Genomic DNA, 12,821 nt, shown 5'->3' on the forward strand with positions numbered 1-12,821 from the left:
TCTGAGTTTGCTTGAACGGTTACTGCAACTATTTGATGCTGACACGGGAAATTGTGCCACCGGCAACGGTCGGCAGATCCAGCTTGGTACCGCGCAAGGTTGCCTGCACGACACCCGGTTTGCCCACCACCAGAGTGGCCGGTCCCGTGATATCGAACGTTTCCGTGCTGCCCGCCTTGACCATGCGCGAAATCAGCGGCGTGCTGCCTGGGCGGCGGATTTCCACCCAGGAATCCTGCTCCACCTTCAACACCAGCGTATTCGCGCCCACGGCAGCGGCGGCGGCCGGCGCGACGGCAGCCGTTGTCGCTGGCGTCGTCGCCGGAGCAGCTGCTGGCGGCACGGCGGCGGCCGGCGCCGAAGCGACGTTGGTGGCAGGTGCGCCCGTCTGCGTATCGTTGCCTGGCGGCGGCGGTACGGAAATCAGGGGCACGGACGGCGTCTGCACGGGCGTCAAGTCCTGGCCCGGCTTGATCAGGGTCGTCTCCACAGGGCCAACGTCCGCATGCGCGGTTTCTTTCTCGGCGTGCGAGGACACCAGGCTGGCGGGTACATAGCCGAGCTTGTAAGCGCCAAAGGCGGCGGCCACGACGACGGCCACGGCGCCGGCGATCCAGAGGGGAGTCTGGTTCGACGAGCGCTGCGTCATCGACGGGAAGCGCGATTCGGAAAACGTGGCGGAAATTTCACGCCGCACGGGCGCGGCCGGGTCTTGCGCCGGCGCCGGATGGACTTCGATCATGGCCACCAGCGGCGCCGCATCGAGACGCACCACCTTGGCGTAGGCGCGCACGAAACCGCGCACCACGGCCAGGTTCGGCAACGCCGCCATGTCGCCAGCTTCCAGCGCGATCACCTGGCGTGGCGCCAGCTTGAGCTGGTCGGCCACCTGCTCCACCGGCCAGCCCAGCGCTTCACGCTGCGCCTTCAACTGTGCGCCTGCCAACGCAAGATTGCCCTGGGGCTGCTGCTGAGGCGTTTCTGCCCACTCTGAATTCATTGGTATCCCTGTCTCACTCATCAAACGCCCCATTTTGATAAGCAGCATATTCGGGGGAGCCGGAATGGTGGTTGCGCAAATGCGCCCCCAGGCCAGCTTCCGCACCCGCATCCCCGAGCTTATGCTGCACCTTGATCCCGAGCCACAGCACATCGGCCGTCTGGCTCTCCATTGTCGCTACTTTACCGAGCCGCTCAAGGTAATGAGCCGCCTGCCGGTAGTCTTGCTGTTGGTAATACACGCGCACCAGGCCGGCATACGTGATGGCCACGCCAGGTGCGATGCGCTCCGCCTTGAGCCAGTAGCTGGCGGCGCGCGGGTAATCTTGCATGATCAGGCTGCACGCCGCCGCATTATGCAGCGCCAGTTCAGGCGTGCCATAGGCAACATCTTGCAATGCAGCATCAAAATACGCCAACGACTGCGCCGCGCGCCCGGTCTGGCACAGAAACAGGCCATAATTATTGCTCAACTCGGGATTGTGGGGCGCGAGGCGCAATGCGTAAAGAAAATCTTTTTCGGCAGCCACAGGTTGGCGCAGGGCAGCAAAAATCAGGGCGCGCATGCCGCGTACCTGGGCGTTCTCCGGTACCAGCTGCACCGCCTGCTCTGCCTCGGCCAAGGCCACCACAAACTGGTCTTGCATATAATAGGCGCTGGCCAGCTGCAAGCGCAAGGCGGCGCGCTGTTCGACAGATGCGGCTTGCTCCTCGTCCGCGGTGGAAGCACAGCCGGCCAGCAACACACCCAGGCTGAGAACAGCTGCGGCAAGTGCGCCAGGATAAGCCATGCTTCCCCGCATCAGGAGCGGATCTCCACGATCTTGCCGAAATTGGCGCCGAATTTTTCCTGATACTCGGTCATTTTCTCCATGCGTTCCTGCACCCGCGTGCGATCTTTGACTTCGCCGGCCAGCTGGCCGCAGGCCGCATCGATATCGTCGCCGCGCGTCTTGCGCACGGTGGTGATGATGCCGCCATCCATCAGCACCTGGGCAAAGGCCTTGATGCGCGGGTTTTTCGAGCGGAACAGGCCCGACTCGGGGAAAGGATTGAACGGGATCAGGTTGAACTTGCAATTCACGCCGAACTCGCGGTCTTGCACCAGCGCCAGCAGTTCGTGCGCGTGCTCGTCGCTGTCGTTGACGCCATCGAGCATGCAGTATTCAAACGTGATGAAGTCGCGCGGGGCGAATTCCAGGTAGCGCTTGCAGGCCGCCATCAATTCCTTCAGCGGGTATTTCTTGTTCAGTGGAATCAAACCATCGCGCAAAGCGTCGTTCGAGGCGTGCAGCGAGACGGCCAGGGCCACCGGCACTTCCTGCGACAGCTTGTCCATCATCGGTACGACGCCCGAGGTCGACAGGGTCACGCGGCGGCGCGACAGGCCGTAGGCGTTGTCGTCGAGCATCAATTTCAGGGCCGTGACGGTCGGTTCAAAGTTCAGCAGGGGCTCGCCCATGCCCATCATCACCACGTTGGTGATCTGGCGCTCGCCTTTCGGGCCCGGTTCGATGCCCTTGGTGCGGCGCAATTCAAATTCCGCCATCCACAGCTGGCCGATGATTTCGCCAACGCTGAGGTTGCGGTTGAAGCCCTGCTTGCCCGTCGAGCAGAAGCGGCAGTTCACGGCGCAGCCGGCCTGGGTCGAGATACACAGGGTGCCGCGGTTTTCTTCCGGAATGAACACGGCTTCCACGGCATTGCCATTGCCCACGTCGACCAGCCACTTGCGCGTGCCGTCCGTCGACGTGTGGTCGCTGATGATGGCCGGGGCGCGCACTTCGGCGCGCGTGGCCAGCTTGTCGCGCAGCGACTTGGCCAGGTCCGTCATGGCGTCGAAATCGGAAGCGCCGAACTGGTGTATCCAACGTTGCAATTGTTTCGCACGAAACGGTTTCTCTCCCAACTCGGCGCAGTAGGCGATGAGTTGCGCGGGATCGAGGTCCAGCAAGTTGGTGAGGGTCGTCGTATTCATGATCTTGTCTATTCTAAAAATCCGTCCCCGCGCGCATCCGGAGCAAAAACTCCACAGCGCAGCGGGAACAGGGGGTGATAAGTTATTTCACAGATAACGCCAGGAAATAACGTTATCTAAGGCAATTAAGCCTTCAGTTCTGGGAAGAAGTAAGCGATTTCCACTTTAGCAGCTTCGACAGCGTCGGAACCGTGTACGGCGTTGGCGTCGATCGAATCGGCGAAATCGGCGCGGATCGTGCCTTTTTCTGCTTTCTTCGGATCGGTCGCGCCCATCAGGTCACGGTGGGCCAGAACGGCGTTTTCGCCTTCCAGGGCCTGGATCATGACGGGACCGGAAACCATGAAGTCGACCAGATCTTTGAAGAAGCCGCGTTCTTTGTGCGCTGCGTAGAAACCTTCAGCTTGTTCGCGCGACAGTTGGGTCATGCGTGCCGCAACGATTTTCAGGCCAGCGTTTTCAAAACGGGTGTAAATTTGACCGATGACGTTTTTTGCAACTGCGTCTGGTTTGATGATCGACAGGGTGCGTTCGATTGCCATGTGTGAAAACTCCAATAAAAAGTAAGGTTTAAAACGGTAAATTGATAACTCAATCAACCTTTGATTTTACCATACTCCACCCCATATCACCCAGACAGGCAGGTGGGCATCTTCCGCCCCCGCCTGAGTTTAATTAAATCTTAAGCTGGTTTTTTTGTAAAAACCGGGGTCCATGCTATCCTTGGGCAAAGTAGTAATTTGAATTGACAACACGGAGGCACTATGAATCAGAACATGCAACGCACCTTTGACCTGTCGGGGGGCATGCAGCAAGTCCGCCATCAGGTCTTGCGCAACACTTACTGGCTGCTGGCACTGTCCATGATACCGACCGTGCTGGGCGCCTTCATCGGCGTGCAAATGCACTTGCCGATGCTGACCGGCGGCATGGGTTTCATCATCTTCATGGCCGTCGCATTCGGCTTCATGTACGCGATTGAGAAAACCAAGAACTCGGGCCTCGGCGTTGCCGTCCTGCTGGGCTTCACCTTCTTCATGGGCCTGATGCTCACGCCTATCCTGACGCGCACGCTCGGCTACTCGAACGGCGGCATGCTGATCATGACGGCATTCGGCGGCACGGCCACCATCCTGGCCGTGATGGCGACGATCGCCACGGTATCGAAGCGCGACTTCTCGGCCATGGGCAAATGGCTGTTCGCCGGCGTGATCGTGCTGATCCTGGCATCGGTGGCGAACATCTTCCTGGGCCTGTCGGCACTGTCGATCGTGATCTCCATGGTCGCCATCGCCATCTTCTCGGCCTACATCCTGTATGACGTGCAGCAAATCATCAACGGCGGCGAGACCAACTACATCTCGGCCACCCTGCGCATCTACCTGGACGTGTACAACATCTTCACCAGCCTGCTCTCTTTGTTGGGCTTCGCTGGCGGCAGCCGCGACTAAGCGCTAGCGCAAAAACGCCCAAGGCGGCGTTGCAGTGCCTCGCCCTGAACGTTTTATGCACTGCGATGAAAAAGAGAAAAGCCGACCCTCGGGTCGGCTTTTTTACGTCTGCAGCATCTACTTGCTCTTCTCCGCCACCTCGCGCAGGCAGGCGCGGGCGCGGTCCAGGGTCGGGTTGTCGCGCTGGGCAGCATACACGGCGTAGGCGGAATGCGAGAATTCGGGCGCGTTGCGCACGCGGTACAAGAGGCCCGCATCGAGGTATGGTTGCGCGCTGCCGATGCGAAAGTAACTGGCGCCGCCCACTTCCAGCAGGTACACGAGGGCCAGCGGCCCCAGCGAAATCGACACGGGCGGGCTGCTCAACTCCGGGTACGTCGCCTGGTGGTTGGCCGCGAAGCTGGGTCCCCAGTCCACATACACATACGTATCGGCATGCATCTGCCCATCGGCGCGCGTGGTGACCATCACCAGTTTTTCCTCGGCCAGCAATTCGCTGGCCAGGCCCGGGCGCTGCGGCGGGTTGTACAGCACGGCCAGGTCGAGCGAGCCGTCGTGCACGGCGTCGAGCAGGCGCGCCGGGCTGTCGACTTCCGCGCGCAAGGCGATCTCGGGGCAGTCGCGGCTCATGCGTATCAGCCAGTCACCGAGCAGCGGCTGCCACAGGCTCAATTCGCAGCCGATGCTGACGGCGTCGTCGCGCCCCGGCGGCAAGGCCACCTGGTGGCGCGCCCGCTCCCACACCTGCACCATGGTGGCCGCATGGCGCATGAAGCGCTCGCCGGCCGACGTCAGACGCGCGCCCGCCTTGTTGCGCACGAATAGCTGGCGCCCCAGCTGCTGCTCCAGCGTGCGGATGCGGGCGCTGACGGCCGTTTGCGTCACATGCATGCGCTCGGCCGCCATGATGAAACTGCCGCAGGAAGCCACTTCGAGGAAGGTACGCGCTTGATTGATATCCATCAAGCCATGATATCAGCTGCCGCGCATCTCAACTGACACGCTCGTAGCCGCCCAGCACGCCCTGCTTCGACAAGACCCATTGCCACAGCTGCAAGTCGCGCGCGCGGAAGGCTCCGGCGCAAGACAGCAAGTAATACGACCACATGCGGTGGAAGCGCTCGCCCAGCTGGGCGGAAAAGCGCGGCCACGCCTGCTCGAAATTGGCGTGCCAGGCCATCAGGGTCTGGTCATAGTCGGCGCCGAAGTTGTGCAGGTCTTCGGCCACAAAAAGATCATCGATGGCGTCGCCGATTTGCCCGAGCGACGGCAAGTCGCCGTTCGGGAAGATGTATTTGTCGATCCACGGGTCGCACGCGGATTGGCGCTTGTTCTTGCCGATCGTGTGCAGCAGGAACAGGCCGTCGTCTTCCAGGCAGCGGTGCGCCACCTCCATGAAGGTGCGGTGGTTCTTGTGTCCCACGTGTTCGAACATGCCGATGCTGACGATGCGATCGAATTTTTCATCGGTATCGCGGTAATCCTGCAGGCGGAAATCCAGCTTGTCCCCGCCCGGCATGCCGCGCGCATACGCGACCTGCTCTTGCGAGATGGTCACGCCCACGCACTGCACCTGATATTTTTCCGCCGCATAACGCATGAAACTGCCCCAGCCGCAGCCGATGTCGAGCACGCGCATGCCCGGTTCCAGCCTGAGCTTGCGGCAGATCAGATCGAGCTTGGCTTCCTGCGCCTCGGCCAGATTGGCCGCATCCTTCCAGTAGCCGCAGGTATAGGTCATGCGCGCATCGAGCATGGCCGCATAGAAGGCATTGCCCAGGTCATAGTGTTCCTTGCCCACCATCCACGCGCGGCGCTCCGTCTGCAGGTTGAACAGGCGCGCAGTCAGCGCGTGGAAGACCAGGCGCATCGGGCGCACGTCGTCGGCCACCCTGGCGCGCAACAGATGACAAAAGAATTCGTCGAGCTGGCTCGCATCCCAGTCGCCATCCATGTACGCTTCGCCCAGGCCCAGGTTGCCGCTGGCGAAAGCCCGTTCCGGCACGCCCGGTTTGCGCAGCTGCATGTCCCAGGCGGCGCGCCCATTCAGGTGGATGCCGGCCCTGGCCAGCAATTCGGCCGCTTCGCGCGTCAGCCGCGTGTCGAGCTGGAGTCCGGCACTACCGGCCTGTGCTTGTTGCAACTGCATTGCTGCTTGTGTCGTTTGCTGCGTGTTCATGCCCTGCCGCCTCCAGATGGTTGTGGGTGCTGGTGCGCCGGCACGTCTACTCAGAGGTCCGGCGGCGCAGCAGCGATAAAATTATCTACCCCTCATCCGCATCTGGATAATGAAACATCATGATCATTCATATCAAAATAATTGCCGCAAAATGATTTGAATAAATTATTTTGTGGAAATATCTTATACAAGATACCTACCGTAGCATGAAAAAAGCTGCCTGTACGGCGGCTGTTCGCGGCAAGTTCGCACCATCCGCATCACGATCAAAAGTCGTGATTCGACGGATACTTGCTGTAAAAATCGTTATCCCATTTGAAGTTGGTAAACGCCACGGTGAGGGAAATATCGAGCGCTTCGACAAAATGCCAGCAGCCGACGGGCAAAAACAGGATTTCGCCCGGCGCCAGCACGCATTCGCGCACCTGCACGTCGGCCATCAGCGGGTAGCGCTGCAGGTCGATGACGCGCCCGTCGACGGGGGTAAAACAGTGGCGCTGGTTGTACACGCGCGCCACCTCGCAGGCGGCCATGATGCGCAGCCGCTTGCGCCCTTTTACCTGTGCCATGAAGTTGTTCGTCAGGTCGTGGTGGAACGGCGTCACGGTGCCAGCCGGGCCGAACCATAAAAAGCCCGTGGGACCGCCCTCCTGCTTCAGGTATTCGGGCAGCTGGCCGATATCGTCCCACAGCTCGCGCAGTGCCTGCCGGTTTTGCGAATTGTTGTTCGCCGTCATATAGAAATCGTTGGTCGTGCCGCTGCTCTCGACCAGGCTGGCGTATTCGCCAAAGGCCATCTTGCGCTTGTGCGCCACGCTGTTCATTTCGTACTGGGCGTCCGCTTCGCGGCCGAACTGCACTTCCACTTCGCGCCGTGCATAGTGTTCGCGAAAATAGGCCGGACTCCATTTTCGGAGCGCCGGCCAGTCATCGAGCATGCCGGTGATGATCACGGGCTGGTTGGCGGCGTAATACTCGTCGAGGAATTGCTGCGCGGACAGCTTGTCGCGGCGGGGTATCTCGGGCGAACGCAGCTGATTCAGCTTGCGCTGGATGTCGATCACCCAGTCGCGCTTGGCCAGCCGGTTCGACAGGCGCACGGCGCCGGCAAGATACGGGCTGTGCAACGCCAGTTCGATTTCGCGGCGCGCCTGGGGCTCCGCGATGCCGGCCTGTTGCAGCACCGGCATCAGCGCCGACGGATGACTGCCCAGCATGAGGTTTTCCGCGATCCAGCTGCGCCACTCGCGGCTCAGCTCCTGTTCCTGCTGCTTTGCTCCCAATGTCGATACGGCTGCCATTATCTGTCTCCTTTTTATATGCATCAGCGGCCGGACAGCATGCACCGTCCGGCCGCGCCCTACCCTAACGACGCATTACCGTACTTTCCACACCTCCGTCGCCAGCACGCCGTTGGCATCGCCATCAAGCTCCCACGAGAACGCGCCGCGCAAGCCCTGGTCCTTCACGTACTTGACCTTGGTGCCGATGACGGTCGGATCGTCATAGCTCCACCACTGGCCACCCGCGCCCGTGTACAGGTACAGCTGCTTGGTCACGGGATGGTAGTAGCGCGTGCCGGTCTTGGCGACGAGGATTTTATAGTCCTCAATGCCCGACTCGTAGGTGCCCGGCGCCGTGCCCGTGGCCGCCTGATACAGGCCATCGCCGTTCGGTCCCGGCGCCACGCCCGTCCAGCCGCGGCCATAGAACGGTATGCCCAGCAGCAGCTTGTCGCGCGGCACGCCGGCGGCAATCATGTATTGCACCGCCTTGTCGCCCACGTATTCGCGCGCCATGCCTGTCGACGGATCGGCAGGGTCGGCAAACAGCTGGGCATTGAAGTTGGTGCTCGTTTCCCAGCCGCCGTGGAAGTCGTAGGTCATCAGGTTGATCCAATCCATGTACTGCGAGTACAGGGCCGGTTCCGTGTTGTCGATCTTGTCCTTGCCGGCACCGACGGCCGCCGTCAACAGGTAGCGCTTGCCGTTGGCGGCACCGAGCGCATCGAGCTGGCTGCGAAATTCCGCCATCAGCAAGGTGAAGTTGCGCTTGTCGTTGGGGCTGACCGTGTTGTATGGCTGGCCGCCGCCGACCGGGTATTCCCAGTCGATGTCGATGCCGTCAAAAATATTCGCCGCCGCCCCCGCGCCACCGCGACCGCCCTGCACCGGCAAGTTGCCCTTGATGTAGATATCGATGCAGGAACGCACCATCTGCTTGCGCAGCGCATCGGTGGCCGAACCGACAGAGAAGTTCTTCGACCAGCTCCAGCCGCCCAGCGAGATGAACAATTTGAGGTTCGGGTGCGCCGCCTTGAGCTTTCTCAACTGCAGGAAGTTGCCCGACAGGGGAGCGTCCCACGGGATGGCCTGGCCATCGACGGTGCGCTTCGGCGTGCGGATGTAGTCGGCCTCGGCATCGCCGCCCGTGCCCGCGTCCGGCGAATTCGGGTTCGTCGCGCCCGGCTCCGTCTTGGTGATCATGGCGCATTCATAGCCGCCGTTTTTCGGATAAATGTTGCCGAAAGCGTAGTTGATGAAGGTCAGCTTGTCGGCCACGCCGCTGGAATGCACATTCGCCACTTCATAGTCGCGGCCATACACGCCCCACTGCGCGAAATAGGAGCCGACTTCGCGGCCGGTTGGCGTTGGCGTTGGCGTTGGCGTTGGTGTCGGGGTAGGAGTTGGCGTCGGAGTGGGCGTCGGAGTGGGCGTTGGCGTCGGAGTGGGCGTTGGCGTCGGTGTCGGCGTGGTGCTACAGATCTCCTGGCTGGTCCATGGCTTGCCCGTGCCGGCGGCGCCGCTGCTGGTCGACGGGTTGTCGCCCTGCGTCCAGTAGTTGGCGCGGTAATTCGTGCCCGCATGGCTGACGGTGGCGCCCGCGCTGTAGGCCGTCCCCGCCACCCATGCCAGCGCGCACGTGCCGCCAGTTGGCGTCGGGGTCGGGGTGGGTGTCGGGTTCGGCGTTGGCACCGGTGTCGGGGTGGGAGTAGGCGTTGGGGTGGGAGTCGGGGTGGGCGTTGGCGTGGTGCCGCCATCGCAGGTGCCGCCGGCGCTCCACAGGCTAGGCGTGGAAACGGGATTCCAACCGGAACCCACGTGATCGGTCTGCGTCACCAGGGCCGTGTAATTGGCGCCCAGGTAAGTGACCACCGTGCCGGCGTTATACGTGCCACCCTCTTGCCACGGCACGCAGGCGACTACCGTGCTGGCGGCCAGCAATTGCGAGCCGCCCGGTGCGCTGGCATCGCCGCCACCGCCGCATGCCGCCAGCACGCCACCGCTGGCCAGACATACCATCATGTTCCTGATTGTTTTTTTGAGGATTAAATTTTCCACGCTGTCTCCTGTTCAGGTTTGCGGAAATACCACTCTGCTTCGATGTAAAGCTACCCTGTGATCTTGTTTTTCTGCAGTTGCAAGAACAGCATGCTGCTGAAAAAATAGGCGGTCAAGTGGTTTTGAAGTGGCATCGAAGTGAGCAATACCACTCCGTGCAGAAAGCGCAGCGGCTTATGCGAACGGCGTGTTGTCCTACTGGACAATCAAAAAACGGCATAGGGAGGATGAAAAAAGACGCTGGACCGGGAAAAGACAGACCAGTTTTATAATACGCTGTAACTGGTATTGGGGGAGCTTGCTGTGCCATTGCATACAGCGGCGGCGGGTGCCTGCCTGGCCACCCGCCGTGTCAGGCAGACTTATTGAGGCAAATCAAATACCGCCATCGATTCGACATGCGAAGTGTGCGGGAACATGTTCACCACGCCCGCCTTGCTCAGCACATAGCCCGCTTCCAGCGCCAGGATGCCGGCGTCGCGCGCCAGGGTCGACGGGCTGCACGAGACGTACACGATGCGCTTCGGCAGCAGGTCGGGACGCACTTGCGACAGACCGACCAGCGCCTGACACAGGGCCATGGCGCCATCGCGCGGCGGGTCGACCAGGATGCGGTCAAACTTGCCCAGCGCGATCAGGTCGTCCGTCGTCACTTCGAACAGGTTGCGCGTCGAGAACGAGGTTTTTTCCGCCAGGCCATTGGCCAGCGCGTTTTCCAGCGCCCGCTCCGTCAGCGTGGTACTGCCTTCGATGCCCACCACTGCGCTGCCTTGCGTGGCCAGCGGCAAGGTGAAATTGCCCAGGCCGCAGAACAGGTCAGCCACGCGGTCGGTCGGCTGCACTTCCAGCAAACGCAGGGCTTTCGACACCAGCACGCGGTTGATGTGGTGGTTCACCTGCGTGAAATCGACTGGCTTGAACGGCATCTTGACGCCGAATTCCGGCAGCAGGTAGTGCAACTGCTTGTCCAGCGGATAGAACGGCACGGCTGTTTCCGGCCCTTTCACCTGCAGCCACCATTGCACGCCGTATTCGTCGGCAAAGGCCTTCAATTTCGTTTCGTCGTCCGCCGTCAATGGCGCCATGATGCGCAAGACCATGGCCGTGACGTCTTCGCCCACGGCCAGCTCGATCTGCGGCATCTGGTCGAAGATCGACAGCGAAGCAATCAGTCCACGCAGCGGCAGCAGCATGGCGGAGATGTGCGGTGGCAAGATTTCGCAGCTATCCATGTCGGCAACGAAAGCCGATTTCTTTTCATGGAAGCCCACCAGCACGGCATCCTTTTTCTTGACGTGGCGCACGGACAGGCGCGCGCGGTAACGGTAGCCCCACGTCGGGCCATACATGGGGCGCATGATACTTTGCGGACGCACCTTGCCGATATGCCACAAGTTATCTTCCAGCACGCGCTGCTTGATCGCCACCTGCGCCGACGGTTCCAGGTGCTGCATCGAGCAGCCGCCGCAGTTATCGAAATGCTTGCACTTGGGCGTCACGCGCATCGACGATTCGCGGTGCAGCACCGTCATGCGGGCCATTTCCCAATTTTTCTTCTTCTTGTACGTCACAAAGCTGACGCGCTCGCCCGGCAACGCGCCTTCGACAAACACGACCTTGCCCGGCGAGCCGTCTTCGTTCTCAATATGGCCAACGCCACGGGCGTCCATGTCGAGCGATTTGATTTCGATGATATTTTCTTGCATAGCGATCAATAGGTAAGAGTGGGCCAGGACGCAGGGCCGCGCTGGAACTTGAAAGAATGGGGGAAAGGTCTGGCGCCGCGAGCGGGGCGTATGATAGCAGATGCGGCCCCGGAAATACCGGGACCGGGTGTCCTAGAGCAGAGAGTCGCGCACCACGCCGCGTGCCGCCATGGCGCGTTTGAGTTTAATCAGCGCTTCCTGCTGGATCTGGCGCACGCGCTCGCGCGTCACGCCCATTTCATCGGCCAGGGTTTCCAGCGTGGCCGGATCGTCGTTGTCCAGACCGAAACGGCGCATGATGACCACGCGCTGCTTGTCGGGCAACTTGGTCAGCCAGTCGCGCACCAGCACCGTCATTTCATGCTGTTCCGCGCGCGCATCGGGACTGTCTTCGCTGGCGCCCGGCAGCATGTCCATCAGCGACGATTGCGGATCGTTGTCGAGCGGCGCATCGAGCGAGGTCGCGTGCTCGGACAAGGCCAGGATATCTTGCACCTCTTCCACGGGACGGCCCACCAGGTGGGCGATGTCTTCCGCAGTGGCATCCTTGCCATCGTGGTGCTGGGCTTCCAGGTGGTACTTGCCGCGCAAAATCTGGTTCAGTTCGCGCACCATGTGCACGGGCAGGCGCACCGTGCGCGCCTGGTTCATGATGGCGCGCTCGATGCTCTGGCGTATCCACCAGGTGGCATACGTGGAAAAACGGAACCCGCGTTCGGGTTCGAACTTGTCGATGGCGCGCATCAGGCCGATGTTGCCCTCCTCGATCATGTCGAGCAAGACCACGCCGCGATTGATGTAATGCTTGGCGATCGACACGACCAGGCGCAGGTTGTGCTCGATCATGGTTTGCCGGGCTTCGAAATTGCCCTGCTTGGCCAGCGTGGCGTAATGCACCTCTTGCGCCGCCGTCAGCAATGGCCGCGTGCCGATCTGGTTCAGGTAGTGCTGCGTGGTATCGGTCGACAGTTCGGCCGCCAGCACTTTTTTCAGTTCATCGACACTTTCGACCAGCACGCTGACGCTGGCCACCTCGCCGCCCTCGCCCGCGTCGACGACGTCAATGGCGTCGAGTTCGCCGGCATCGTCCGTCACGACTTCGTCTGCCCCGTCTTCCGGCAGTTCCGGCTCATCGTCCAGCTGATCGTGCGGCGCGTGTGTCATTGC

General features: G+C 61.4%; 11 protein-coding genes. 1 reads left to right on the top strand and 10 read right to left on the bottom strand.

Features of this window, described 5'->3' with window-relative positions:
• Positions 1-28: 28 nt before the first annotated feature.
• The 4 genes from FJQ89_RS11050 to ndk form a co-directional block, all read right to left on the bottom strand.
• Positions 29-931: a RodZ domain-containing protein gene (locus tag FJQ89_RS11050; protein ID WP_341474484.1), complete on the bottom strand. Its 903-nt coding sequence runs from the start codon at positions 929-931 to the stop codon at positions 29-31.
• An 82-nt stretch (positions 932-1,013) separates the two neighbouring features.
• On the bottom strand, positions 1,014-1,745 hold the full coding sequence (pilW, locus tag FJQ89_RS11055) for a type IV pilus biogenesis/stability protein PilW (RefSeq protein ID WP_243136516.1): 732 nt from the start codon (positions 1,743-1,745) through the stop codon (positions 1,014-1,016).
• Between the two features lie 56 nt (positions 1,746-1,801).
• The gene (gene rlmN / locus FJQ89_RS11060; protein ID WP_141170208.1) at positions 1,802-2,977 is read right to left on the bottom strand and encodes a dual-specificity RNA methyltransferase RlmN; all 1,176 of its coding nucleotides are present in this window, start codon (positions 2,975-2,977) and stop codon (positions 1,802-1,804) included.
• 125 nt (positions 2,978-3,102) lie between these two features.
• Positions 3,103-3,519 carry a nucleoside-diphosphate kinase gene (gene ndk / locus FJQ89_RS11065; protein ID WP_070223377.1) on the bottom strand — a complete coding sequence of 139 codons (417 nt, stop codon included), beginning with the start codon at positions 3,517-3,519 and terminating at the stop codon, positions 3,103-3,105.
• A gap of 222 nt (positions 3,520-3,741) precedes the next feature.
• Between ndk and FJQ89_RS11070 the strand changes: the two genes are divergently transcribed.
• Positions 3,742-4,428, top strand: coding sequence for a Bax inhibitor-1/YccA family protein (locus FJQ89_RS11070; protein ID WP_034752039.1), 687 nt, complete (start codon positions 3,742-3,744; stop codon positions 4,426-4,428).
• Between the two features lie 117 nt (positions 4,429-4,545).
• Here the strand turns inward: FJQ89_RS11070 and FJQ89_RS11075 are convergent, their stop codons facing one another.
• The 6 genes from FJQ89_RS11075 to rpoS form a co-directional block, all read right to left on the bottom strand.
• On the bottom strand, positions 4,546-5,391 hold the full coding sequence (locus tag FJQ89_RS11075; protein WP_141170209.1) for a LysR family transcriptional regulator: 846 nt from the start codon (positions 5,389-5,391) through the stop codon (positions 4,546-4,548).
• Positions 5,392-5,419: 28 nt separating this feature from the next.
• Positions 5,420-6,577: a cyclopropane fatty acyl phospholipid synthase gene (gene cfa / locus FJQ89_RS11080; RefSeq protein WP_205704638.1), complete on the bottom strand. Its 1,158-nt coding sequence runs from the start codon at positions 6,575-6,577 to the stop codon at positions 5,420-5,422.
• Positions 6,578-6,873: 296 nt separating this feature from the next.
• Positions 6,874-7,908: a cupin-like domain-containing protein gene (locus FJQ89_RS11085; RefSeq protein WP_141170211.1), complete on the bottom strand. Its 1,035-nt coding sequence runs from the start codon at positions 7,906-7,908 to the stop codon at positions 6,874-6,876.
• 75 nt (positions 7,909-7,983) lie between these two features.
• Positions 7,984-9,948 (bottom strand): glycosyl hydrolase family 18 protein, encoded by a 1,965-nt coding sequence (locus FJQ89_RS11090; RefSeq protein ID WP_279239647.1) that lies wholly within the window; start codon positions 9,946-9,948, stop codon positions 7,984-7,986.
• A gap of 362 nt (positions 9,949-10,310) precedes the next feature.
• Positions 10,311-11,654, bottom strand: coding sequence for a 23S rRNA (uracil(1939)-C(5))-methyltransferase RlmD (gene rlmD / locus FJQ89_RS11095; protein WP_141170212.1), 1,344 nt, complete (start codon positions 11,652-11,654; stop codon positions 10,311-10,313).
• 132 nt (positions 11,655-11,786) lie between these two features.
• Positions 11,787-12,818: an RNA polymerase sigma factor RpoS gene (gene rpoS / locus FJQ89_RS11100; protein WP_141170213.1), complete on the bottom strand. Its 1,032-nt coding sequence runs from the start codon at positions 12,816-12,818 to the stop codon at positions 11,787-11,789.
• Positions 12,819-12,821: the final 3 nt, after the last annotated feature.

Source organism: Janthinobacterium tructae, from assembly GCF_006517255.1.
GTDB classification, from domain to species: Bacteria; Pseudomonadota; Gammaproteobacteria; order Burkholderiales; family Burkholderiaceae_D; genus Janthinobacterium; species Janthinobacterium tructae.

Excerpts from the sequence above, each read along its gene's own strand:
- rlmD (WP_141170212.1), bottom strand. The coding sequence starts at position 11,654 with ATGCAAGAAAATATCATCGAAATCAAATCGCTCGACATGGACGCCCGT.
- FJQ89_RS11085 (WP_141170211.1), bottom strand. The coding sequence starts at position 7,908 with ATGGCAGCCGTATCGACATTGGGAGCAAAGCAGCAGGAACAGGAGCTG.
- ndk (WP_070223377.1), bottom strand. The coding sequence starts at position 3,519 with ATGGCAATCGAACGCACCCTGTCGATCATCAAACCAGACGCAGTTGCA.
- rpoS (WP_141170213.1), bottom strand. The coding sequence starts at position 12,818 with ATGACACACGCGCCGCACGATCAGCTGGACGATGAGCCGGAACTGCCG.
- rlmN (WP_141170208.1), bottom strand. The coding sequence starts at position 2,977 with ATGAATACGACGACCCTCACCAACTTGCTGGACCTCGATCCCGCGCAA.
- FJQ89_RS11075 (WP_141170209.1), bottom strand. The coding sequence starts at position 5,391 with ATGGATATCAATCAAGCGCGTACCTTCCTCGAAGTGGCTTCCTGCGGC.
- FJQ89_RS11070 (WP_034752039.1), top strand. The coding sequence starts at position 3,742 with ATGAATCAGAACATGCAACGCACCTTTGACCTGTCGGGGGGCATGCAG.
- cfa (WP_205704638.1), bottom strand. The coding sequence starts at position 6,577 with ATGCAGTTGCAACAAGCACAGGCCGGTAGTGCCGGACTCCAGCTCGAC.